We start from the raw sequence: 21,959 nt of genomic DNA on the forward strand, positions 1-21,959 counted from the left end.
GCATGTACGCTGTAGCTACTCTTATTGTGCATATAGAGGAACATTAATATTACTCGTTTTATAAATAGACAGAAAAGCAGCGCCCCTCAACCGTGTTGAGGGGCGCTTTAATATGATTCTATAGCTTTCAGTGGAGTTAAGATAACGATCTCTCCGGTTCCTCTTCCCCGTTTACACCTATTTTCTTATTCACTCAGCATGGACTGTGTGAAACTGATCCACTCCCGGGTTGCAAAGGATAAATATCGGTCCTTCCGCCAAATCATGCCGAGCTGCCACGGAATCACAGGTTCCATCACAGGTATAATGCGCACACGCATATGATCCACCTCACGGCAGATCGTTTCTGGCAGCAAAGCCACACCCAGATTGGCCGCTACCATTGCACTGAGCAGGTCCCATTGGGAACTCTCGTACACCACCCGAGGCTGGAATCCCGCATGCTGACAGGCGGCGATAATCCGGTCATGCAGCGCAAAATCTTCCCGAAACAGCACAAATGCATCATGCTCCAGCTCGCGCAGCGCGATGGACTCTTTGCCCGCAAGCGGGTGTGAAGGGTGTACGATCAGATTCAGTTTCTCTTCCACAAAAACAAAGTGGTCCGCGAGTTCATCCACGGTAGGCAGAACGGAGACACCAATATCCAGTGCACCACTAATCACATCGGCCTCTACTTTTTTGGCACCGTCTTCGAAGAGCTGAATGGTTACCTGTGGGTAAGCTTTATGAAATTCACCGATAATCATCGGAAAAAAGCTCGAACCTATCATCGGCGGCAAGCCGATCCGCAGGTGTCCTTTCTTCAGATTCATCAAGTCATCCAATTCGGACGATAAGCTGCGAAATGACTTTTCAATCTCCAGCGCCTGCCGAAAAAAGACATGCCCTGCATCCGTTAACGCTACCTTCTTGCCATAACGATCCAACAAAGTTACGCCCAATTCGTCTTCCAAGCTTTTGACGGTTTTGCTAATCGTCGGTTGTGTAATGAACAGCACTTCGGCTGCTTTCGTGAAGCTTTGCTGCCGCGCAACTTCCAGAAAATATTGCAAATGGCGGATATCCATCGTCTGATCCCCATCTCTCATAGATAAATGGAATGGTAAACATTCTTAATATGCATTTTACTCATGAAAGAATGCGATGTAAAATTTGTGATATCAAATGAATCATTTTCATAATACATTTGGCTGCTTCAATCAGGGCTAGATATAGATCAAAACGATTCAATTTGTCTATATCTAGTTACTTAAATTCACTTTTAGTGAGTTATGAAATTGATTCAAACAACGCTTCCATTCATTTTCATAAACAACTCAAAATCATCACGTTCATTATACAAGGAGGGATTGAAGTGAAGAAATGGGGCCTTGGCATTTTGCAAGTTGCGCTCTTGATGGCCTTTTCACTGCTCATGGACCAGTTGGCCCGTGCTCTCCATCTACCTGTACCAGGTTCAATACTCGGTATGATCGTGCTATTCATTCTGCTTCAGACCCGGGTCGTGAAGCTGCGCTGGATCGAAATTGGAGCTGCCTGGCTGCTCGGTGAGCTGCTGCTGTTTTTCATCCCGTCAGCCGTCGGCATTATGAACTACATGCCCATGCTGGAGCAAGATGGACTGCAAATTTTGTTTATTGTTCTGCTTAGCACATTTCTGGTCATGGCCTGCACAGGCCTTGTTGCCACCCGAATCGCCAAACGAAAGGAGCGTCACACCGGATGATTGGATTCCTCTGTCTCTTGTTAACCGTCGGTATTTACTTGGTCGCCAAACGCATGTATCGCAACCTGCCCAAAGTGTATCTGTCTCCGCTGCTGATTACGCCGCTTCTTGTCGTCGGTGTGCTGCTCGCAACAGGCACGGATTACGCAGCCTACAGCAGTGGTGGTAAATGGCTAAGTTTGCTGCTTCAACCGGCAACGGTAGCCTTCGCTATTCCGCTCTATACATTCTTCCATGTACTCAAAAAACATATTTCCGAGATCGTCTTCAGCGTTATGACGGGCTCCGTTGTGGCGGTCCTCTCTTCTGCCCTGCTCGCCAAATGGCTGCGCCTGGACTCCGGACTCATTCATAGTCTGATTCCAAGATCGATCACGACCCCTATTGCCATGAATGTATCGGCTACCATTGGAGGCATTCCGGCGGTTACGGCGGTTTTTGTCATCATGACCGGTCTGCTGGGAGCGATTATGGGGCCATCCATTGTGAAAATGCTGCGTATTGATGGCGAGATTGCGCGTGGAACGCTGCTTGGAACCGGTGCCCATGGAACAGGCACATCCAAGGCTTTTGAGCTCAGTTCACTGACAGGAACCATCTCCAGCATCTCCATGGTACTGGCCGCATTGTTCACATTAGCGGTTGCACCCGTGCTATCCAAACTTATTTTCCCATAATAGATGGAATTAACCCTATTTCTTGAAATATTATTGTTGTATTAAAGCCCTTTCTTCCTTACAATAAGGACAGGTTTTAATTGTGAATATTGCGGGGGAGATGCGATGAAAAGAACCGGAATGAAGAGATCTCTGGACCGCCTTGGACGAATTGTCCTTCCCAAAGAAATGCGGGATACGATGGAAATCCATATCGGCGATCCGCTCGAGTTTTTCATTGAAGGGAAAGAGTTGATTTTGAGAAAGTACAAATCAACATTGTGTATTTTTTGCGGTGATGTGGATACTGAAATGTATTTCAAAGAGCAATTCATCTGCCGGACTTGTGCAATTCAATTAAAACACCCGGATGACACTCCCGATTGGTTCGTTCCTCCAAACAAACAGGCTCCTGCACCCGTGGAGCGTCCTGCTACCGAATCCGCCACAGTCTCATCTCCCGCATGGGAAGAAGGGACTACAGCTGCCAACCATGAGTACCCGGACCTGCGGCCGAAGACGGCACGCATGCTGCAACAGATGAAGGAAATTGTTGAACAGAATCCTGGTTTGGCTCAACAGCAAATTGCGGAAAAGCTTGGCATTAGCCAAGGACGCGTCTCCCAACTTAAAAAACTACTATAATAGGAATTTATTCGATTATTTATTAATCAGGAGACCTTCCGTTTCAAGAAGTCCCGTTGCAAGAGAACCCTTTGAAATCCGTGGGTTCTTCTTTTTTTTGAGATAAACGTAAAAAAGACGACTACCGCTTAATCACAGTGGTCATCTTTTTCAATATTCGTTACTCCAGCGTCTAACTCTTTAGACCTGCACGAGATCCATATCCATTTCTTCTGCTTCCAGTTTACGCATGCCCATAATAAGAACGACAATGTTGGCAACCAGTAGCACTGCCGGGAAAGGAACAGCCGTATATTGTCCGTAAATCAGATGACTTCCCACAGCCCCAATCAGAATAAACGTCAATACTCCTGAAGCCAGAATACGAGTTCGTGGAATCAACAGACCCACCGCACTGAGCAGCTCTACTGCACCAATGAGATACATCGTCCATGTAGGATAAGAGAAACCTTCGAAAGTCTGCACCATCATCTCTGCTCCACTAACCTTGTTAACCCCCGCCATTACAAACACACCTGCAAGCACAACCAACGCAATATACCCCAAAATTTTTAAGCCCTTGTTCATATGTATAATCCTCCTGAAAATGAATGTCCATATCCATCTGTTGTATAAAAAGCAATCTATGTAAAAGTTACTGCGTAACTCTATTTTTAAAATGGGCAGTTTGCACTGCAAAAAAAGGTACGTGCTGATATTATACATATTAATAATCATTAACTTACTTTTATGAAGTGAGTATATAATAATAACATTATTTATTCAAGTAATTTTTTGACGAATAGTGTATAATACATACAAAAGGTATGTTACAGTACATTTTGTAGTAACATGTTGACTTCATTGTCCCTTACTTTGGTCAGAGCGGCAGAAAGCCACGCACTTTTATATATACGAATATACGAAGAAATCCATCAATACTTGAATCGAGGTGAACACGTTGAAGCTGAGAAAAGTAAAATCACCAAGTCCCTGTCTCATTACTCAGGCCATGGATATCATCGGTAAGAAATGGGTACTGCTCATCATGTACCAACTGTTATCCGGACCGAAACGATTCACAGAGCTGGAAGCAGAAATGGCGATTAGCGGTCGGTTATTATCCGAACGTCTAAAGGAGATGGAAATGGAAGGTATCGTAACCCGGCATATGTATCCTGAAATTCCGCCCCGCGTAGAGTATGAATTGACGCCCAAAGGAAGAGCCATCGAACCCGTCATCAATCAGATTTACAACTGGTCCTCAGACTGGTTGAAACAGCAGCAGTCTACTAAGTAGCCAGATTCTGATTCATGTACAACACAAAGACGCCTGAATTGAACTGATCTTCGGATCAGTCCAGATTCAGGCGTCTTTTTCATGTGGTTATATTTCTGGTTACGTCATAAAAGGATTAATGAGAGAGATGTTTGGAGCGCTGAAGCTGTATCGGCAATCCCGAATCTGCCGAAACCAATGCCGCCGTTGTAATTTCCTGTGTACGGCAGGCATCCGCATAATCGGACAAAATGCGTGAACGATCTCCGGTACGAAGGGCGTGAATGAACGCTTCATTTTCCCGCTCATACGGGTTATGCCCTGCTGGAATCTCCAGACCTGCCATCGCATGAGGGGCAGCACTTGGCAGAAGAAGACGTTCAGGCGTCCAATCCCAGACTCCGGCGTCTGTGTAAAACTGGAGCCCTGCGCCGCCTTCACCATCTGGCAGCAGGCAAGTGTTGGCAATGCTCGCGATCGCCCCACTTTCTAGCTTAAGCGTTACATTCGCCACATCGGCTACCGTGACATGTTCGTGCTTCTCATGCATGCTGCGCTGGGCCGCTGCAGCGTATACCTCTGTCACTTCACCAGCACAGTACCGCAGCAAATCCACGATATGGGTCGTCTGTTCCACAAACTGCCCCCCGGATCCTTCCTGGCGACGCCACCAGGCGACTCCTGGCATTCCGCCCATCCAGCGCCCAAGCGCCATGCCGACGGTCTGCTCTTTCATCGCTTCTTTCAGTACCTGTGCAGCCTCCTGATAACGGAAATGATAACCTACCGATGTCAACAATCCAGACTTCTGTACCTGATCCAGCATCTGACGAGGAATATCCATGCCTGTACTCAGCGGTTTTTCCACCAGGAACGGGATACCCCGACGAATCAATTCAGCTTCAATCGATCCATGAGACATCGGAGGAACACAGATATAGACTGCATCCAGCTTTTCACCATCCAGCATATGTTCAAGTTCACCGTAGCCAACAGCATCATAAACGGAAGCCATAGCCTCCGCCTTTTCCAGCGTTGTTCCACAGACAGCTGCTACACGAACGCCTTCCATTCGTGCCAGAATATCTGCATGTACCTTGCTGAACCAACCTGTTCCAATGATTCCAATCTGTAAAGTCATAGATGTAAACCCCTCTCCTTGTTACACGCTTACATGTTCCATTCGACCCCCAGATGCGAAATCCTGCATTACATTTTGCCCGATGCTTCCAAGAGCAACTGATCCAGTTCATTCGTATACCGTATCGCTTGCTCCTCTCGCCAATCCAGGCGTTCAGCCATAAACTGAATCACTACTGCCTTATACTGACGGACTTCGTCAATGCGGAAAAACAGGTCTCCGGTGCGTCTCACAAAAAAGTCTGCAGGTGTCACAGCCATCTCCTCGTCAATGGCATAACGCAGCATCAGCAGCAGCTCCTGCGACATACCATGCAGCTCTGCCTTTGCCCGCGGATCAGGCATCCGCTCGTACAGTGCGTCCACATTGGAACCATACACTCGGGCTAACCGTTCCGCAGTAGATCTGTCGAGCCCAAGTGCTACGCCGTCCTTAATCTTGCGTTCTGCATACGCGCCAAATCCGGCGGAACCGCCAACGTGGCCTCCAGAGATTGGCATCTCTTTCGTTATACATGGTCCTATCGATTTTCCCGTCTCCTGCTCCAATTGGCGAGCAGCGAGATCAACAACCATCTCGGCCATTTTGCGGTACCCGGTTAATTTACCCCCGGCAATCGTGATCAACCCCGAAGGGGCTACCCACACTTCATCTTTGCGGGAAATTTCGGAAGGTCCTTTGCCTTCCTCATGAATCAACGGACGCACACCTGCCCAACCGGACTCCACATCCTCGGCTCGAATCCGAACGTCCGGGAACATGCCGTTGACGGCATCGATGACATAATTCCGGTCTGCCTCAGAGATTAACGGGTGTGCGGGATCATCTTCGAATACGGTATCTGTGGTTCCCACATAGGTTTTCCCATCCCGCGGGACAGCAAAGACCATTCGTCCATCCGGTGTATCAAAATATACAGCCTGCCTTAACGGGAAACGCGTACCGTCGAATACCAGATGAATACCTTTGGTCATCTGCAACGTTTTGCCCTGGCGAGACCCATCGATCTTGCGCAGCTCATCCACCCATGGACCGGAAGCATTAATCACCTTGGTTGCCCGCAAATCATAAGATTGACCGCTGATCTGGTCCACAGCCTGAATTCCGGTAATGACCCCATTCTCCTTCAGGAATGCTGCTGCCTTTACATAGTTCACGGCCTGTGCCCCGCGCTGTACCGCTTCCTTCATCACTTCAATGGTAAGCCGGGCATCGTCCGTGCGGTATTCCACATAACGTCCACCACCCAGCAGCCCATCTTTGCGCAGCAATGGCTCACTGTCTGAGACGGCCTCGGCATTTAACATCTGACGTCGTTCACTACGCTTCACTCCGGCAAGCCGGTCATACACCATCAGGCCCATGGATGTGCTGAAGCGGCCAAAGGTACCCGCCGTATAGATGGGGAGCAGCATCGGTTCGGGTGTCGTCACATGCGGTCCATTCTCGTACACCACCGCTCGCTCCCGTCCCACCTCAGCCACCATTTTCACTTCAAACTGCTTCAGATACCGTAGACCGCCATGCACCAGTTTGGTCGAACGACTGGATGTGCCTGCTGCAAAATCCTGCATTTCCACCAGTGCTGTCTTTAATCCACGGGAAGCTGCATCCAGCGCAATCCCGGCTCCCGTGATTCCCCCACCAATAATCAATATGTCAAAATGTGCATTCGCCATCCGATCCAGATATTCCGTACGCTTTTCCGCCGAGAACGATGTTGTCATCCTGATTCCTCCCATTGATTACCTCTGTTTTACCCACAAAAGCACAAAAAAAGACCACGTCATTCGCTTCAGCAATTGCTGAGCGGTACGTGGTCTCTCCCGATCTCCAGACATCATTTTTTTAACTTGTGACTTAATCCTATCACACAATTAAGGCGGCGTGAAGGCCTGAAATGACACATTATTCAAAAAAATTTCAAAAAGTTGTTCTGCCTGCGGATGGAATTTCAAGCTGATCCACTAATCATTTATTTTTCCTTATAGTGGGTATATGTTTTCTCTTCTCCAGGAAAATAACCCCTGTAAGTTATGCATCATTTTCCACCAATAAATATCATTTATTGTAGAACTTTAACGAAAAAGTACAAATGCCCATTCGAAATATAATCCACTCATTTGAAAACCATCGCTGCCTTCACTGCACGTTGCCACCCTGCATACAGTCCTGTACGCTCATCTTCAGCCATAACCGGATGGAAGACACGCTCCGTATTCTCGTGATTCGCCAATTCATCCGCGCTATTCCAATAGCCTACTGCAAGTCCTGCCAGATAAGCCGCACCTAATGCTGTCGTTTCGTTCACATTGGGACGCTCCACAGGAATATTCAGAATATCACTCTGGAATTGCATCAGAAAATCATTGGCAGCCGCTCCCCCATCCACACGCAAGGCATTCACCGGAATACCTGAATCGGATTCCATTGCCGTCAGTACATCCTTGGTCTGATACGCCAGTGCTTCCAGGGTTGCACGGATAAAATGTTCTTTGGTGGTTCCTCGCGTCAAACCAAACACAGCTCCCTTAACTTCACTGTCCCAGTAAGGGCTGCCCAGACCCACAAATGCAGGCACCATATAAACGCCGTCTGTAGAGGGTACACGTGCCGCATAATCCTCACTGTCTTTTGAGGAACGAAGCATCCGTAAGCCGTCACGCAGCCACTGTACCGCCGAACCGGCAACAAAAATACTGCCTTCCAGCGCATACTCGATTTTACCATTAATGCCCCATGCAATAGTTGTAATCAGCCCGTGGTTGGACTGTACGGGTTGTTCTCCAGTATTCATAAGCATGAAACAGCCGGTGCCGTACGTATTTTTCATGCTTCCCTTTGTGTAACAGCCCTGACCGAATAATGCCGACTGCTGATCTCCTGCTGCTCCGGCAATCGGAATCCGATGACCAAAGAAATGGTAGTCAACCGTGTGTGCGTACACCTCGGATGAACCGCGCACTTCCGGCAGCATCGCTTTGGGAATGTCCAAAATTTGCAGCAATTCATCATCCCATTGCAGATCATAAATGTTGTACATTAAGGTGCGAGAAGCATTAGATACATCGGTGACATGAGTACCACCGCTCAGCTTCCAGATCAGCCAACTGTCGATCGTACCAAACAGGAGTTCACCCTTCTCTGCACGCTCCCGGGCACCAGGCACATGATCCAGAACCCATTTCACCTTGGTTCCCGAGAAGTAAGGGTCAATGAGTAAGCCTGTTTTGCGATGAAAAAGGTCACCCAATCCCTTCGCCTTCAACTCATCACAAATATCAGCCGTTTGTCTGGACTGCCAGACTACTGCATTATAGATGGGCCGGCCCGTTTCTTTGTCCCATACCACAACCGTTTCCCGCTGGTTTGTAATGCCGATGCCGGCAATCTGGACGGGCTTGATTCCACTTTCGGCCAGACATGAAGCCATCACTGCCAGAATGGAGCTCCAAATTTCATTGGCGTTCTGCTCCACCCAGCCCGGCTTGGGAAAGTACTGTGGAAATTCCTGCTGTGCAATATGTACAATCTCCCCGCTCCGGTTAAATAGAATAGCCCGGGAACTTGTCGTCCCCTGATCTAGGGCCAATATATATTTTTCCATACAGACAACCTCCTGTTGTGGGATTACTGCTTATATTCTGTATGCGATTTCTTGTAGTGCCGAATCAGGTCCACGTTGGAAGTGGTTACTGCGGTAGCTCCAGCTTCCAGCGCCAGTTCAACCTCTTCCGTTGAGCGGATCAACCCACCTGCAATAATGGGTATACCTGTCCGTATGGATACTTCTGCAATAATATGCGGGATAACACCGGGCAGTACTTCAATATAGTCCGGTTGGGTCTTGGACAGCAAAAGATAACTTTTCTCCAGCGCATTTGTATCCAGCAGAAAAACACGCTGAATGGCTGTAATCCCTTTCTGTTTCGCCTTCTGAATTACACTGGCTCGCGTCGAAATCAGTCCTGCCGGACGAATATGCTGGCATAAATACTCTGCGGCATATTCATCGTTCTTCAGCCCCTGCACCAGATCGGCATGCAGCACTATTTTCTTGCCACGTCGCCGTGCTTCTTCCAGCAGACTATGAAGCTGTGCAATATGCGTATCCAGCATAACCCCATAAGTGTAAGGGCCTTCAATCATTGCTTCAAACTGCTTCATGCTCTTGGCAGCCGGTAACACATACTGTCCCTCAAATGGCACCTTCGTTCCTCCCGCATAAATCAGATGCCTATATTGTATAGTTCGTATGGTATGAACGGCAAGCAAAGTCAGGACCGTCAGATTAATTCTTGGCGTGAGACGGGACCGTTCCATTCTCTAAACTTAAAAAAGCTGTTCATGTACACCCCAGAAGGAGCATACACAAACAGCTTAAATTGTCCTGTCTATTGAACAGAATGGCAAACAGGCTTTATGTCAAAATCATATTGAACGATCGATCGGGATCGGGATCAACCTTTTAGGCTTGGACGTGTGGAAGCAAGGTCTCTTCGCCAGCCCATGCATCATTTTCTGCCAAGTGACCAGAACGGCTCACTTTGGTCTGCAAATATTTTTCGTTAAAGGACGAGCGATCTCCCCACAGTGGCACACGTCCACCTACATTCAGTCCCGCTTCCTGCAAAGCAGCAAGCTTGCGTGGATTGTTCGTGATCAATGTAACAGGAGCTGAACGAAGCGCACGCAATACGGCAATGGCATCATCATAATTACGCGCATCGTCTGTAAACCCAAGTTGCAGGTTAGCGTCAACGGTATCCAGACCTTCCTCTTGCAACAGGTATGCCATCGCTTTGCTGAACAGACCGATGCCACGGCCCTCATGATTCGCCAGATAAAAGAGTGCTCCTGCTCCATGGGCAGCAATCATCTTCATCGATTGCTCCAGTTGGAAGCCGCAGTCACAACGTTTGCTGCCAAAGATGTCGCCCGTATGACAGATGCTGTGCATCCGAATCAGTGCTTCCTGTGCTTCGGCAAAATCACCGTACACTAATACGCTGGATTGCTGACGTTCAGCCAGTTCGGCAGTAGCGAGAGATTCAATCAGCTCGCCGCTTTCCATAGCTTTCTCCGATTTCATCCAGCTGTACCACTGGAAGGTGTGTGTCTCTCCATCAAGGTTCACCGGAAGCTTAATCGGCCCAACGAGGTAAATGAATTCTTTTCCACTCGGAAAAGTCTGGATTTTGGGGGCAAGCAGTTGAATAATATGTGAATTAATCATTAGTAAGTTCCTCCTGTTAAGCCATCTTGGTTATGAATTGATTCGCATCCAGACGGAAAATGGATCACTGGATTGCATATCATACGTATCTATATTATTGTCATCATCATTAGTTACTTTATGTAAGCAAGTTTAAAATAAAAATTATGTTGTGTCAAGTAACTTTTGTTTCTAAAGTAACTAATAAATTTATGATACGCAACCGACACAAATTTGTGTTTCATTTCAGGAATATTGGGTATGAGTTTATAAACTGCTCATACACTTATGTTGTAGTCCATCGCACTTCATGCCTCGAACTTAACGATGAGGGGGTTATCACATGATCCGCCGGAAAAGAACATGCTGGACAGCCATTCTGCTAGTCTGTGTCATGCTGGTGAGCGGATGCTCCATATGGCCGGGACAGAACGATTCATCGAGCAATAAAAAGGTAGCGCTTACATTATGGTACTGGAACCGTTCCATCGATGATAAGCTGATTGCCAAGGCCAAGGAAAAGTTCCCCAATATTGAACTGACCGCTCAGAAAATCGGTGGTGATTTCAAAGCAAAACTCAAAACGACACTCGCTGCGCGCTCAGGTGAGCCCGACATTGTCGCATTGAACGATTGGATCATGGAGCTCTTTCCCAGCGAGGACCGTTTCTATAATCTGTATGATCTCGGCGCAGGTGACGTCGAAGACCAATATCTGGATTGGAAATGGAAGCAAGGCGTTACACCAGGTGGACAAATGATCGGTTTCCCTATGGATACGGGACCGACAGCCCTCTTCTACCGTGCAGATCTATTTAAAGAGGCCGGATTGCCTTCCGAGCCTGAAGAAGTGGCTCGTCAGATCAACAACTGGGATGCCTATTCTGCTGCAGGAGAAAAGATCAAGGAAAAGTTCGGAGGCAAGGTATTTCTAACCGACAATATTGGAACCGTTTACAATCAAGTGTTATCGCAAGGAACCGAACGGTATTTCCGTCCTGACGGCTCGTTTATCGGCATGGATTCTCCACTCGTCAAGCAGAGCTGGGATACCGCCGTATCCTTCAAGCAAAAAGGGCTGCTCGCTAATGCCGACGGCTGGACCCCGGGCTGGAACGCAGCGATGAATAATGGTGAGATTGCTTCCTTTGTGGGAGCCGTCTGGATGAAGCAGGTACTGCAGGAAGCCGCGCCGGATACATCTGGCAAGTGGCGAGTCACTCGCGCTCCTGGTGGAGACGGCAACAACGGTGGATCATTCCTGTCCATTTTGAAGTCGAGCAAACACCCAAAAGAAGCGTTTGAAGTCATCCAGTGGCTGCAAAGCCCGGATAATCAGCTTGAACAATATAAGACGTTGAACCTGTTTCCTTCGGCACCTGGTGTGTTCGATACACCGGCGATGAAAGAAGAAGAACCCTTCTTCGGCGGACAGGCAACTGGGCCTGTATTTGCCGAATCGGCACAGCATGTGCCCGAGGCTTTCTTTGGCGAACGATACCCTTCGGTGCACAACATCATTACTCGGCGGCTGAATGATATTGCGAAGCAAAATGCCAACCCGGAGCAGGTCTGGCCTGATACGGTTCACCGTGTTGAGCGGGAGTTACAGCGTTAATTCAAACACTCTTATGAGATGGCAATCCGCAAAGGAGGAATTCATATGGCTGTAACCGAACCTCGCCTCACTCCGGATCCCGGAAAGGTAAGTCCGGATTTGGATCGGCAGAAATCACTCTTGTCCCGGATGTGGGAACAACGTGCACTCTATGTGGCGATCTCCCCTTTTTACATTCTGTTTGCCGTGTTTGGACTGTTTCCGATCGGTTTTTCCTTATATCTGGCCTTCCACAAATGGGATGGCATTGGTGTGATGACCTATAACGGACTAAACAACTTTAAATATATGCTGACCGATGCAGAATTCTGGCAAGCGGTGGGCAATACGTTCATGATCTGGATATACGCAACCATCCCGATGTTGTTCTTTGCCCTGATCATTGCGTTTCTGCTGCATGCACCTTTTGTGAAGTTCCGTACGCTGTTTCGCGTGGGATATTTCCTGCCGAACGTGACGTCCATCGTGGCCGTCGCCATTATCTTCGGTGCCCTATTTGCCAACAACTACGGGTTTCTCAACTATCTATTACAGTCCGTCGGACTTCCAGTGGTGGAGTGGCTGAACGCGCCATGGGGCATCAAAGTGGCAATCTCCTCCATGGTGGTCTGGCGCTGGACAGGATACAACGCAGTCATCTATCTGGCTGGACTTCAGAGCATCCCGCAGACATTGTACGAGGCTGCCAAGATTGACGGGGCATCCGGGATACAGTCTTTTTTCCGAATTACGATTCCGATGCTGCGTCCCGTCATTCTGTTCACTGTGATCACATCGACGATCGGCGGCATGCAGCTATTCACCGAGCCACAAATTCTCGTGGGTAACGATGGCGGCGCAGGCGCAGCCGGAATGACCATTGTATTGTACCTTTACCGAGAATCGTTCATTAATAACTACTTCGGCTACGGTGCTGCGGTTGGTTGGGGTATGTTCCTCATTATCGCCCTGTTCTCGATTGTGAACTGGAAGCTCGTTCAAGGCAAGTCATCCTGAAGTGAAGGGGGGAGCGCTCATGACGTCCAAATCTCTCAAATCGCTGGTGTTGTATACCGGTCTTATCGGGGGCATGCTCATTTCCATGTTCCCGTTCTATTGGCTGATTGTAATGTCCACCCGGACGACGTCCGACATTTATAAGTTCCCACCTCAGCTCTGGTTTGGGAGCGAGCTATGGAATAATGTTAGTCGAGTACTACAGCAGATCGACTTCTGGGGCGCATTCATGAATACGTTGTTTGTATCGGGCTTGGTGACGGTACTGGTGCTGTTTTTTGACTCACTGGCAGGGTTTGCGTTTGCGAAGTTTGAATTCCCGGGTAAAAAATGGCTCTTCGTCCTACTGCTCGCCACCATGATGGTGCCTTCCCAGCTGTCGCTGGTCCCTTCCTTTGTGCTCATGGCGACGTTCGGATGGGTTGGCTCCTTCAAAGCCCTCATTATTCCGGGCATGGTGAACGCCTTCGGCATATTCTGGATTCGCCAATATGCCACGGAGTCCATACCGAATGACCTGCTGGATGCCGGACGAATCGACGGCTGTAACTTTTTTCGGCTCTATTGGAACGTGGCGTTGCCCATTCTGCGACCTGCGTTTGCTTTCCTCGGTGCGTTCACGTTTATTGGCGTATGGAATGATTATCTCTGGCCCCTGATCGTCCTGACGGATGCACGAAAGTATACGCTGCAGATTGCGTTGTCTCAATTAAACGGACTGTACAATACGGATTACGCGATGGTTATCGCGGGTACATTGCTGGCTGTTATTCCGCTGATCGTGATGTTCCTGTTCATCAGCCGCCAGTTTATCTCCGATATTGCCGCAGGAGCTGTAAAGGATTAGGGATCGCGCATTTTGATCCATCCCTCAAGTCTGATATTCTTATCTATAGATAAATACCAGATGCCATATAAGTTGGATGAATAGCGCCACGTGGGCGGAGGGGACAGAAAAGGCCTGAAGAAATGAAATGTTCGCATTTATAACCAAATTTCTCCTTTTGAAGAGGGATCAAAGAAATTTGGGGATAACGGCGATCGGAAGGCTTTCTGTACCCGGAGTGTAAACGTGTAACAGCATTCATTTCACTTATATATTCAAGAAAGAGGGATGACAAAATGGCTTCTTCACCCTATATGATCGGCGTAGATATCGGCACCACCTCCACCAAGGCCGTCCTGTTTGAAGAGAACGGAACCATTGTGGCTCAAGGCGGTGCCGATTACCCGCTGTATACCCCTACTCCTGCGATTGCAGAGCAGGATGCAGAAGATATTTTCAAAGCGGTAGTAGAATCGGTTAAACAAGCGACCTCCAAGGCCGGCATCAAACCGGATGAAATCCTGTTTGTATCGTTCAGTTCAGCCATGCACAGCATTCTGCCTGTTGATGAACACGGCAAACCACTGATGCGGGCGATGACTTGGGCAGACAATCGCAGTGCCGAGTGGACGGAAGCACTCAAAACCGAAATGAACGGTCACGAAATCTATTTGAGAACCGGTACGCCGATTCATCCGATGTCACCTTTGACCAAAATCATGTGGCTAACCAGAGATCAACCTGAGCTGTTCAAACAGACGCACAAATTTATTTCAATGAAAGAATACGTATTTTATAAATTGTTCTCCGAGTATGTGATTGACCATTCCATGGCCTCAGCCACCGGAATGATGAATCTCGAAAAGCTAGACTGGGACGAGGAAGCTCTCCATGTCGCAGGCATCACTCCGGATCATCTGTCCCGCCTCGTGCCGACGACACATGTACTCAAGAAAGGCTTGAATCCTGAGTATGCCAAGGAGATGGGTATTGCGGATTCGACGCCATTTGTCATCGGGGCAAGTGACGGCGTGCTCTCCAATCTGGGCGTAAACGCCATTGATCCAGGCGTCGTGGCCGTTACTATCGGTACCAGCGGAGCGATTCGTACCGTCGTGGACAAGCCAGTCACTGATCCGAAAGGGCGTTTCTTCTGTTATGCGCTCACTGAGGATGCGTGGGTGATTGGCGGTCCGGTCAACAATGGCGGGGTGATATTCCGTTGGATTCGGGATGAGTTTGCGGCATCTGAGGTAGAGACAGCGAAACGACTCGGCATTGATCCGTATGAAGTATTGACCCGTGTCGCCGAAAATGTACCTCCAGGCTCGGAAGGCCTGCTGTTCCATCCGTACATGACGGGTGAGCGGGCCCCACTCTGGAATCCGAATGCACGCGGTTCGTTCTTCGGCCTGACGCTGCATCATAAGAAGGAGCATATGATTCGCGCTGCTCTCGAAGGTGTCTTGTTTAACCTGTACACCGTCATGCTGGCGATTGAAGAGAAGATCGGACGTCCCAAAAAGATTCAGGCCACGGGCGGATTCGCCCGCTCTGAGCTGTGGCGCCAGATGATGGCTGATATTTTTGACCAAGATGTCATCATTCCCGAAAGTATCGAGAGTTCCTGCCTAGGGGCAGCCGTACTGGGGCTATATGCTCTTGGCCGCATCGATTCCCTCAGCGCCGTCTCCGGCATGATTGGATCGACGCATCGGCATCAGCCAGACCCGGATAGCGTTCGCGTCTATCGCGAACTGCTGCCGATCTTCATCCGCATCTCCCGCAAGTTTGAAGAGGAATATGCCGATATCGCTGCTTTTCAGAATAAAACGATGCAGAAGTGAGTTAGCTACGCCAACGAATCGCTGCACGTTAAAGAGGGCCATCCCACATGCCATATCTATGGCATGTGGGATGGCCCTTCTTCATGTACTTTTTTTGTACAAATACCCCAAGTACCATAGTTGCATTGCCCACCACACCATCAGCAATGGTGACATGATATGCAAGATAGATAACGAAGTATCTCAATAAGAAGAACCACAAAAGAACATTTATGCATCCAAATAAAACACTTAACTTTGAACTATCTGTAGGAAATAAGTTAACGCCTAACTGATCCGGAGTACGACAAAAAAAGAGAACAATTAATCGAAAAGTAATCGATCGGTTGCTCCCTTTCTATTTCAATCTGGATATGCATCTATATCCTAATTATTGCAATCATCCATTATATTTGCTGAATGCATCCTTATCTGCCGGCACATTTTCCAAATACACAATCTGTCCCGCCTCATTCACACGAGCGATATCGATGCCTGTTTTGGCATACACCGTTCCGTCCGCAGCTTGTCCGCATACCGCCCAGTTCGTTTGATAGCTACCGTCCGGCTGAAGCTTCCATTGGTCCCACATGTGTTTCACATCGCTATTGTATTCATAGAAAGCCTTCATAAAACCATCAAATCCCGTTCTGCTGGTGCCGTTCAACACAATCTCTGCATCCGGTGTAAACAGGGACAACAAATCTTGCATCGCGCGTTCGTCTGTACGGGAAGCGTCAAATAAACGGAAATAGTTGTTTAACAAGGTAGTCATGGGTATTCCTCCTGAGGTTGATAAGCTGATTTGGATTTCAGTTCGAAAAATTTCAAACTAATCTAGAAGAAATGTACCACACTTTATGTCCATAGAACAACCCTCAGTTCGAAAAAAATCAAACATTGAAAGAGATTGTCGAATATGCTACCGTCATAGATATGAAAACTCCAACGATACCTATGGCTTCGGAATTGAATCTGACCACGGTCTGCAACGCACTCGGTGATCCGGTACGGATGAAAATTGCACACTGTCTGGCCAGCTCTGGCGAGAAAAACTGTTCCGCCTTCGAAGTAGACCATATTTCCAAATCAACGTTGTCTCATCACATCAAAATCTTGCGTGAAGCAGGCCTTATCCGGCCTCGCATTGAAGGCAAACAGCACTTTTATTCTCTACGAAAGGACGATTTGAACTCCCTTTTTCCCGGTCTTGTTGAACTGATTCTGAATACAACCGAGGAATATGTACATTAAGGAAAACGAAGCTTGAATCTTGCGATACATCATCTTATGGATTGTATAAAGGAGGTTGATTTCTTGGATAAAAAAGCGGCAAAAATTCTCCTGGGCACCTTCTGGGGAAGCGGCGGCTGGAAAACAATATCTGCTCCCTTCTCGGGGGATGACTTTGAATATGCCAAAAGCAGAGGTGTTATGTTCGATCCACTGACCATTACCCATGATGAGATCGTCGCACGTTTGCATGAGATTCATCAGGACAACTCCATCAAGCGACGGGTAGTATCAGCATTTTTACACAGTTTATCTACCAAAAAAGGTTATCTGCGCAGCGCCCTTTCCAGCTGGGCTTTAACATCGCAACTGCCTTTGCATACCTACGAGGAACGCCGTGCACTGCATGCCAACACCAGCTCCTGCGGGGATTGCAACTTCCTGCGCCTGCAATCGGACAAGACGTACACGGACGTCGATCTGAATGTATTGAACTTTGAACGGGTGAAATGGGGCGGGGTTCGCCACAACAACCTGTTATACTGCCTGATGGATCTGGATCTACTGCTGGCTAGCAAGGAAGCCATCTATGAAGTGACTGACGCAGACATCGCTATACTTGTGAGCATGCTTGAAGCAGCGCAAACCTGCGAACCCCATGAGAGTGCACGCGGGTTGGAGAAACGCTGGAAAGGCTTGTTTCCTTCGAGCAAACAGGAACGCGACGCGATCCTCGAAATCTGGGGTGCATCCGGTCTGCTTGTTCCGCAGGATACGCCACGAAAAAGCAGAGGCGGGTACAGCGACTTCCACTTTGCAGCAACCTGGCAGGGCGATGATGGGTACAGCGCAGATGCGGCGATTTCCCTCTTTGGTTCCTATCTGCCCCAGAAACTCTAAGCCCTTAAACAGCCCAGCTCTAGATCTGTTTAAGCCGGTTATATGAATAACAAACAAATACTTAGGTCTATATAGTAAAAAACACTACAGCTTGGAGGCTCGTAGTGTTTCATCAAAAATTGACCATTAATTTTCCGATAGGCATCAAGAATCAAGACATATTTGAAGGACGACTTACTATGTGTGGAATCAATTCACACTTGTCGTTTTTTATATTATTGGCAATAATCCACTCTTTACCGCCCGATTTATTCTAAACTTTTTAACGATTCAATCATATTAATTCGGGAGACCTTTCTCTGAAGCATCAAGTTAGAGAGCCCGGTAAGTAAAAATGCAATAATGATTGATATCAGCATAACAAACATATTTATTTGATCTGGGATTTGTTGATGGGTACTCGACAGCGCCTCAATAATAATGGAATACATATATACACTGATTGGCAGTGCTATAATGACCGCAAAGGTGGTGAGTATCATGTTCTCAGAGAAGATAAGTCGATTTATTTTATTTTTTTGATAACCCAATACTTTAAGAGTAGCCAGCTCGCGATTTCTTTCATAAATGTTGATGGAGGATATGGTGTAGATGGCACCAAACGAAAGAATGACAGCACTAATGATAAACATGATAAAGATAAAACTATTCTGCTTCATAATAAATTGTGCAGATTTTTTCAAATCATCCTTGTCCGCGATTGTATCTACCAGATTGTCTTGTTCGAAGAACTGTCGTACGTTAGTAAGGTCTGTGGCATTGCTAGCTTTCACTAGAATTGTGGTTGGGTTGTAGTCGATCCCAAAACTCTCCAGATACGCTATCGAGCAAAAGAAAGACGGATTGGAATACTGATTAGATATTTGTGCAACCTTCATATCGACCGTTTTATTCGCAAACGAAGGATCAGTGAATCGAATTCGGATCGTATCCCCTATTGCAACCTTATAGTGATCCGCATATGATTTTGGTACCAGCACACCACTGTCCATAAGTGTTATCGGATTATCTTTCCCGTCGAAAAATTGGATAAGTGCGTTGTACTTCTGCGTAACGGTTAGAGTGGCATTCTCATGATCATCTCCCTTGGCGAATTCCACAGGAAAGGTCGATTGATAATAACTGCTTTCAATCCCAGTGGGTAATTCCACCTTTTCTAGCTCTGCCCCACTCGTGTATTCAACCTTCAGATCATAGGTATTCACCTCTTCGATCTGGTCGGCGACCCTTTGTAAGGACGTTTGTGTCCCGAACGCAGTGATCAACAACACTGTGCTCACAACAACGCCAACGGAACTTGCTATCGCCTTTTGCTTATTAAGAAAGATGTTTCTCAAAATGAGTTTATTGCTATAGGGAATACTTCCCCAAATTTTCGGAAGCTGTTCAATGAGCAGTTTTTTCATCTTCTTCGGCGGTTTAGGCCTCATCGCCTGTGCTGCGTGTTCTCGCAGAATACCTATGCCGCTCAAGTAACAAGCCAGCATGCCGAATGCACTCGAGAACAGGATAGGCATAATGATCGAGAAGGGGGATAAGGAGAATGTTATGTTCGGCAAAGAGTAGGATCTAGCATTTGACGCCTCAATCATTGGAACAAATATGATTGCCGAAACGATACAGCCAAGAATGGAACCTATGATACCGACAAGTATCGGGAACCCCATGTAATGGAGCATGATACTGCTGTTCTTCACTCCTAAAGCCTTCATAATTCCTACCTGGTTCCTTTGTGAATCGATGATCCGAGACATGGTGAGGAAGAGAATGATGGCTTCGATTATAAAGAGAACTAGCGGAATAACCTTGCTCATTAATTTATTGTTATAGACTGTTTGTTGGAGTTGCGAGTAACTGAATGTTCGGTCTTTACTTATTTGGCTTACATAAGAAAGCTTTTGGGATTGCGCTTCAACGTTTCGTCCTAACCGGTCTAAATTGTACCCTTCTTCCGCATCGATCAAAACCTCATTATAATAAAGGCTACCTGCGATTCGAGGAATTCCCGCTTCAGCCACATATGCGAATCCGGAAGTTTTATGGTCCTGAGTTTCGTTTTTTTTGGCATATTCCACATTTTCGCCCAAGCCGCTAATGGTGAATGACACATCCTCGTTATTGACGCTTAACTTCATTTGATCCCCGACTCTGTACTGATGTTCCTTGGCGTAATGGGAATCAAGCAAGATTTGATCCTGGCGAGACGGAATGTTGCCCTCAATTATAGTAGGCGTATTAATGCTATTGATTTCGGGGATGGAGTGGATCTTTAAAGTTGCTTTAGTATCACCAAATGATTGCGTCGCATCAAAGGTATACCGTCCCTCCACCTTCTTTATCCCTTCAATTCCACTCAACTTCGACATATCCTTCTTGGATACTTGGTCGTAGTAAACGTTTAAGTCACTTAAATTATGAGTTTGAAAGTAATTCTTTGAATAAGAGCTAAGGTTATCACTTAACGTTACCAGCCCCGTGTAGAAAAAAGCGCCTATGGTGATAACCAATACAAAGGCCAGAAATTGACCGATTGATTGCTTGATATCCCTTATCAATTTTTTGAATAATTTCATCACCACTCAATCCCTTCAACGCTTTGTTTATGCTCATTGACCGTTACGCTTTCGATTTTTCCGCTTTTCACCCGAATGATTTTATCCGCCATCGGCACAATCGCGGAGTTATGCGTGACCAGCACAACACATTTTTTCGTTTCCGTATTCAAATCCTGAAGCAGCTTCAAAACCGACTTGCCAGTTACATAATCCAACGCACCAGTCGGCTCATCGCATAGCAATAGCAGAGGGTTCTTTGCAACGGCGCGTGCTATAGCAACTCGCTGCTGCTCTCCTCCGGAGAGCTGGGACGGGAAGTTTTTTATCCGATTCTTCAAACCGACTTTATTTAATATCTCTTTGGCATCCAAATGGTCTTTGCATACTTCAGTGGCGAATTCAACATTTTCTAAAGCATTCAAATTGGGAATTAAGTTATAGAATTGAAAGACAAACCCTACCTTCTCGGCGCGATATCCCGTAAGCCTCTTCTCGTTAAAGCTAGTAATATCCTTATCGCCAACAGTCACTTTACCCGAGGTTGCCGTATCCATGCCACCAAGTATATTGAGAATCGTGCTTTTACCGGCTCCGCTTGCACCGAGAACAACAACGAATTCACCCTCGTTAATGGTAAAGTCAACACCGTTCAGCGCTTTGATCGGCACTTCGCCAATTTTGTATTCTTTCGTTACATTTTTAAATTCAATTAATGTTTTCATAAATTTCTCTCTCCCCATTATTTATTTGACATACTTCTGGAGCGCTCCCTATTGCAAGTGTATTTTTATTTATGTAGGTATGTTAGTGTATGAGTATGTCACTCATGTAGCATACTATAATTCCATCGCAATCAATTGTCAATAACTGGACTCGGTGTAAAAAAATCATCACTTACCCTTCAGAACGATTGTTTATTGACAAATTTTCGCATATAAGTTATGTTTTCCTGCTAGATGTGTAACAAACTACAATGCTGAGTGGTGAGGTAATGAACGTCACTTTCGACGAAAAGCAGCCAATTTTTCAACAAGTAGCAGATATCATTGAGGACGATATTCTCAACGGAACTTACCGAGAGGATGAGCAAATTCTTTCCGTTGCTCAGTTTTCTCAGCTCTTTCAAATCAATCCAGCGACTGTTGTGAAGGGAATTGGCCTGCTCGTAAATGAAGAAATATTGTATAAAAAAAGAGGGCTTGGTATGTATGTCTCGTCTGATGCCAAACAAAAGATTAAGAATAAGCGAAGAAATCGTTTTTATAAGGAATTGCTGTCCAATCTCATTTGTGAAGCTGACAAACTTGAACTGGCAACCGAGGATATCATTGAGATGATTAAACAATTAAGGAAGGAATGAA

21 protein-coding genes are annotated in these 21,959 nt (G+C 46.9%); 11 read left to right on the forward strand and 10 right to left on the reverse strand.

All coding sequences use genetic code 11. The features are described 5' to 3' along the window. Positions 1 to 185 precede the first annotated feature (185 nt). On the reverse strand, positions 186 to 1,070 hold the full coding sequence (locus BLV50_RS17380) for a cidABC operon transcriptional activator CidR (RefSeq protein ID WP_090809111.1): 885 nt from the start codon (positions 1,068 to 1,070) through the stop codon (positions 186 to 188). Positions 1,071 to 1,357: 287 nt separating this feature from the next. Between BLV50_RS17380 and BLV50_RS17385 the strand changes: the two genes are divergently transcribed. From BLV50_RS17385 to BLV50_RS17395, 3 genes are all read left to right on the forward strand, one after another. Continuing rightward, positions 1,358 to 1,729 carry a CidA/LrgA family protein gene (locus tag BLV50_RS17385; RefSeq protein ID WP_063567332.1) on the forward strand — a complete coding sequence of 124 codons (372 nt, stop codon included), beginning with the start codon at positions 1,358 to 1,360 and terminating at the stop codon, positions 1,727 to 1,729. Then, entirely contained in the window at positions 1,726 to 2,406 is a 681-nt protein-coding gene (locus BLV50_RS17390; RefSeq protein ID WP_063567333.1) for a CidB/LrgB family autolysis modulator, read from the forward strand. The genes BLV50_RS17385 and BLV50_RS17390 overlap by 4 nt, the downstream gene beginning before the upstream one ends. Before the next feature lie 105 nt (positions 2,407 to 2,511). Further along, positions 2,512 to 3,030 carry an AbrB/MazE/SpoVT family DNA-binding domain-containing protein gene (locus BLV50_RS17395; RefSeq protein ID WP_064641751.1) on the forward strand — a complete coding sequence of 173 codons (519 nt, stop codon included), beginning with the start codon at positions 2,512 to 2,514 and terminating at the stop codon, positions 3,028 to 3,030. Positions 3,031 to 3,210: 180 nt separating this feature from the next. Here BLV50_RS17395 and BLV50_RS17400 read toward each other — a convergent pair whose 3' ends face one another. Further along, positions 3,211 to 3,597, reverse strand: coding sequence for a DoxX family protein (locus tag BLV50_RS17400; RefSeq protein ID WP_177031209.1), 387 nt, complete (start codon positions 3,595 to 3,597; stop codon positions 3,211 to 3,213). Positions 3,598 to 4,021: 424 nt separating this feature from the next. Here BLV50_RS17400 and BLV50_RS17405 point away from each other — a divergent pair, with 424 nt between their 5' ends. Next, positions 4,022 to 4,309 (forward strand): winged helix-turn-helix transcriptional regulator, encoded by a 288-nt coding sequence (locus tag BLV50_RS17405; protein ID WP_062321783.1) that lies wholly within the window; start codon positions 4,022 to 4,024, stop codon positions 4,307 to 4,309. A 115-nt stretch (positions 4,310 to 4,424) separates the two neighbouring features. Here the strand turns inward: BLV50_RS17405 and BLV50_RS17410 are convergent, their stop codons facing one another. The 5 genes from BLV50_RS17410 to BLV50_RS17430 all read right to left on the reverse strand — a co-directional run bounded on the left by BLV50_RS17410 (position 4,425) and on the right by BLV50_RS17430 (position 10,665). Next, positions 4,425 to 5,429 (reverse strand): Gfo/Idh/MocA family protein, encoded by a 1,005-nt coding sequence (locus BLV50_RS17410; protein ID WP_090809115.1) that lies wholly within the window; start codon positions 5,427 to 5,429, stop codon positions 4,425 to 4,427. A 68-nt stretch (positions 5,430 to 5,497) separates the two neighbouring features. After that, positions 5,498 to 7,156 carry a glycerol-3-phosphate dehydrogenase/oxidase gene (locus tag BLV50_RS17415; RefSeq protein ID WP_090809117.1) on the reverse strand — a complete coding sequence of 553 codons (1,659 nt, stop codon included), beginning with the start codon at positions 7,154 to 7,156 and terminating at the stop codon, positions 5,498 to 5,500. A gap of 392 nt (positions 7,157 to 7,548) precedes the next feature. Then, positions 7,549 to 9,036, reverse strand: coding sequence for a glycerol kinase GlpK (gene glpK, locus BLV50_RS17420; protein ID WP_090809119.1), 1,488 nt, complete (start codon positions 9,034 to 9,036; stop codon positions 7,549 to 7,551). Between the two features lie 23 nt (positions 9,037 to 9,059). Next, the gene (locus BLV50_RS17425) at positions 9,060 to 9,638 is read right to left on the reverse strand and encodes a glycerol-3-phosphate responsive antiterminator (protein WP_063567339.1); all 579 of its coding nucleotides are present in this window, start codon (positions 9,636 to 9,638) and stop codon (positions 9,060 to 9,062) included. Between the two features lie 259 nt (positions 9,639 to 9,897). Next, positions 9,898 to 10,665 (reverse strand): GTP cyclohydrolase II, encoded by a 768-nt coding sequence (locus BLV50_RS17430; protein ID WP_090809121.1) that lies wholly within the window; start codon positions 10,663 to 10,665, stop codon positions 9,898 to 9,900. Positions 10,666 to 10,987: 322 nt separating this feature from the next. On the opposite strand from BLV50_RS17430, the gene BLV50_RS17435 reads away from it, so the two are divergent. The 4 genes from BLV50_RS17435 (at position 10,988) to gntK (ending at position 15,931) form a co-directional block, all read left to right on the forward strand. Further along, the gene (locus BLV50_RS17435) at positions 10,988 to 12,262 is read left to right on the forward strand and encodes an ABC transporter substrate-binding protein (protein WP_063567341.1); all 1,275 of its coding nucleotides are present in this window, start codon (positions 10,988 to 10,990) and stop codon (positions 12,260 to 12,262) included. Between the two features lie 129 nt (positions 12,263 to 12,391). Further along, positions 12,392 to 13,258 carry a carbohydrate ABC transporter permease gene (locus BLV50_RS17440; protein ID WP_063567357.1) on the forward strand — a complete coding sequence of 289 codons (867 nt, stop codon included), beginning with the start codon at positions 12,392 to 12,394 and terminating at the stop codon, positions 13,256 to 13,258. Positions 13,259 to 13,277: 19 nt separating this feature from the next. Then, positions 13,278 to 14,105 carry a carbohydrate ABC transporter permease gene (locus BLV50_RS17445; protein ID WP_063567342.1) on the forward strand — a complete coding sequence of 276 codons (828 nt, stop codon included), beginning with the start codon at positions 13,278 to 13,280 and terminating at the stop codon, positions 14,103 to 14,105. Between the two features lie 275 nt (positions 14,106 to 14,380). Next, the gene (gene gntK / locus BLV50_RS17450; protein WP_090809123.1) at positions 14,381 to 15,931 is read left to right on the forward strand and encodes a gluconokinase; all 1,551 of its coding nucleotides are present in this window, start codon (positions 14,381 to 14,383) and stop codon (positions 15,929 to 15,931) included. 379 nt (positions 15,932 to 16,310) lie between these two features. Here the strand turns inward: gntK and BLV50_RS17455 are convergent, their stop codons facing one another. Next, the gene (locus BLV50_RS17455; RefSeq protein WP_090809125.1) at positions 16,311 to 16,685 is read right to left on the reverse strand and encodes a polyketide cyclase; all 375 of its coding nucleotides are present in this window, start codon (positions 16,683 to 16,685) and stop codon (positions 16,311 to 16,313) included. A 161-nt stretch (positions 16,686 to 16,846) separates the two neighbouring features. Here BLV50_RS17455 and BLV50_RS17460 point away from each other — a divergent pair, with 161 nt between their 5' ends. Both BLV50_RS17460 and BLV50_RS17465 read left to right on the forward strand, forming a co-directional pair. Further along, positions 16,847 to 17,164 (forward strand): ArsR/SmtB family transcription factor, encoded by a 318-nt coding sequence (locus BLV50_RS17460; RefSeq protein WP_090809126.1) that lies wholly within the window; start codon positions 16,847 to 16,849, stop codon positions 17,162 to 17,164. Positions 17,165 to 17,227: 63 nt separating this feature from the next. Continuing rightward, positions 17,228 to 18,043 (forward strand): hypothetical protein, encoded by an 816-nt coding sequence (locus BLV50_RS17465; protein WP_072733737.1) that lies wholly within the window; start codon positions 17,228 to 17,230, stop codon positions 18,041 to 18,043. Positions 18,044 to 18,291: 248 nt separating this feature from the next. On the opposite strand, the gene BLV50_RS17470 is transcribed toward BLV50_RS17465, so the two are convergent. Then, positions 18,292 to 20,616, reverse strand: coding sequence for an ABC transporter permease (locus BLV50_RS17470; protein ID WP_090809128.1), 2,325 nt, complete (start codon positions 20,614 to 20,616; stop codon positions 18,292 to 18,294). Beyond that, the gene (locus tag BLV50_RS17475) at positions 20,616 to 21,320 is read right to left on the reverse strand and encodes an ABC transporter ATP-binding protein (protein WP_090809130.1); all 705 of its coding nucleotides are present in this window, start codon (positions 21,318 to 21,320) and stop codon (positions 20,616 to 20,618) included. Before BLV50_RS17475 ends, BLV50_RS17470 begins: the two co-directional genes overlap by 1 nt. A 251-nt stretch (positions 21,321 to 21,571) precedes the next feature. Between BLV50_RS17475 and BLV50_RS17480 the strand changes: the two genes are divergently transcribed. Then, positions 21,572 to 21,958, forward strand: coding sequence for a GntR family transcriptional regulator (locus BLV50_RS17480; RefSeq protein WP_072733740.1), 387 nt, complete (start codon positions 21,572 to 21,574; stop codon positions 21,956 to 21,958). Position 21,959: the final 1 nt, after the last annotated feature.

It is taken from the genome of Paenibacillus sp. 276b (assembly GCF_900107875.1).
In the GTDB taxonomy this organism is placed as follows: Bacteria; Bacillota; Bacilli; order Paenibacillales; family Paenibacillaceae; genus Paenibacillus; species Paenibacillus marchantiae.

Bases quoted from the DNA above. Each gene is read 5' to 3' on its own strand.
- BLV50_RS17435 (WP_063567341.1), top strand. From the start codon at position 10,988: ATGATCCGCCGGAAAAGAACATGCTGGACAGCCATTCTGCTAGTCTGT.
- BLV50_RS17415 (WP_090809117.1), bottom strand. From the start codon at position 7,156: ATGACAACATCGTTCTCGGCGGAAAAGCGTACGGAATATCTGGATCGG.
- BLV50_RS17400 (WP_177031209.1), bottom strand. From the start codon at position 3,597: ATGAACAAGGGCTTAAAAATTTTGGGGTATATTGCGTTGGTTGTGCTT.
- BLV50_RS17470 (WP_090809128.1), bottom strand. From the start codon at position 20,616: ATGAAATTATTCAAAAAATTGATAAGGGATATCAAGCAATCAATCGGT.
- BLV50_RS17405 (WP_062321783.1), top strand. From the start codon at position 4,022: ATGGATATCATCGGTAAGAAATGGGTACTGCTCATCATGTACCAACTG.
- BLV50_RS17380 (WP_090809111.1), bottom strand. From the start codon at position 1,070: ATGGATATCCGCCATTTGCAATATTTTCTGGAAGTTGCGCGGCAGCAA.
- BLV50_RS17430 (WP_090809121.1), bottom strand. From the start codon at position 10,665: ATGATTAATTCACATATTATTCAACTGCTTGCCCCCAAAATCCAGACT.
- BLV50_RS17445 (WP_063567342.1), top strand. From the start codon at position 13,278: ATGACGTCCAAATCTCTCAAATCGCTGGTGTTGTATACCGGTCTTATC.
- BLV50_RS17440 (WP_063567357.1), top strand. From the start codon at position 12,392: ATGTGGGAACAACGTGCACTCTATGTGGCGATCTCCCCTTTTTACATT.
- BLV50_RS17410 (WP_090809115.1), bottom strand. From the start codon at position 5,429: ATGACTTTACAGATTGGAATCATTGGAACAGGTTGGTTCAGCAAGGTA.
- BLV50_RS17480 (WP_072733740.1), top strand. From the start codon at position 21,572: ATGCTGAGTGGTGAGGTAATGAACGTCACTTTCGACGAAAAGCAGCCA.
- BLV50_RS17390 (WP_063567333.1), top strand. From the start codon at position 1,726: ATGATTGGATTCCTCTGTCTCTTGTTAACCGTCGGTATTTACTTGGTC.
- gntK (WP_090809123.1), top strand. From the start codon at position 14,381: ATGGCTTCTTCACCCTATATGATCGGCGTAGATATCGGCACCACCTCC.
- BLV50_RS17460 (WP_090809126.1), top strand. From the start codon at position 16,847: ATGAAAACTCCAACGATACCTATGGCTTCGGAATTGAATCTGACCACG.
- BLV50_RS17475 (WP_090809130.1), bottom strand. From the start codon at position 21,320: ATGAAAACATTAATTGAATTTAAAAATGTAACGAAAGAATACAAAATT.
- BLV50_RS17395 (WP_064641751.1), top strand. From the start codon at position 2,512: ATGAAAAGAACCGGAATGAAGAGATCTCTGGACCGCCTTGGACGAATT.
- glpK (WP_090809119.1), bottom strand. From the start codon at position 9,036: ATGGAAAAATATATATTGGCCCTAGATCAGGGGACGACAAGTTCCCGG.
- BLV50_RS17455 (WP_090809125.1), bottom strand. From the start codon at position 16,685: ATGACTACCTTGTTAAACAACTATTTCCGTTTATTTGACGCTTCCCGT.